Source organism: uncultured Ferrimonas sp., from assembly GCF_947489035.1.
Taxonomy (GTDB): domain Bacteria; phylum Pseudomonadota; class Gammaproteobacteria; order Enterobacterales; family Shewanellaceae; genus Ferrimonas.
On sequence record NZ_CANLCI010000075.1, the window covers coordinates 1 to 501 of the forward strand.

Genomic DNA, 501 nt, shown 5'->3' on the forward strand with positions numbered 1-501 from the left:
TCAGTCTTCGTCGTTGAAGTAAAAAGACCACCCTGCGCGCTCATAGCTCAGCTGGATAGAGTACCTGGCTACGAACCAGGCGGTCGGAGGTTCGAATCCTCCTGAGCGCGCCATTTTTCAAACTGTTTGTCAGTCTTCGTCGTTGAAGTAAAAAGACCACCCTGCGCGCTCATAGCTCAGCTGGATAGAGTACCTGGCTACGAACCAGGCGGTCGGAGGTTCGAATCCTCCTGAGCGCGCCATTTTTCAAACTGTTTGTCAGTCTTCGTCGTTGAAGTAAAAAGACCACCCTGCGCGCTCATAGCTCAGCTGGATAGAGTACCTGGCTACGAACCAGGCGGTCGGAGGTTCGAATCCTCCTGAGCGCGCCATTTTTCAAACTGTGTATCAGTCTTCGTCGTTGAAGTAAAAAGACCACCCTGCGCGCTCATAGCTCAGCTGGATAGAGTACCTGGCTACGAACCAGGCGGTCGGAGGTTCGAATCCTCCTGAGCGCGCCAT

At 53.5% G+C, this 501-nt stretch carries 4 tRNA genes; all 4 read left to right on the forward strand.

Going from position 1 to position 501, the window contains the following annotated elements:
• Positions 1–36: 36 nt before the first annotated feature.
• The 4 genes from Q0796_RS18130 (at position 37) to Q0796_RS18145 (ending at position 500) form a co-directional block, all read left to right on the forward strand.
• Positions 37–113 (forward strand) — tRNA-Arg (locus tag Q0796_RS18130).
• A 52-nt stretch (positions 114–165) separates the two neighbouring features.
• Positions 166–242, forward strand: a tRNA-Arg gene (locus tag Q0796_RS18135).
• Between the two features lie 52 nt (positions 243–294).
• Positions 295–371 (forward strand) — tRNA-Arg (locus tag Q0796_RS18140).
• 52 nt (positions 372–423) lie between these two features.
• Positions 424–500 (forward strand) — tRNA-Arg (locus tag Q0796_RS18145).
• The last annotated feature ends 1 nt before the right edge of the window (position 501 follow it).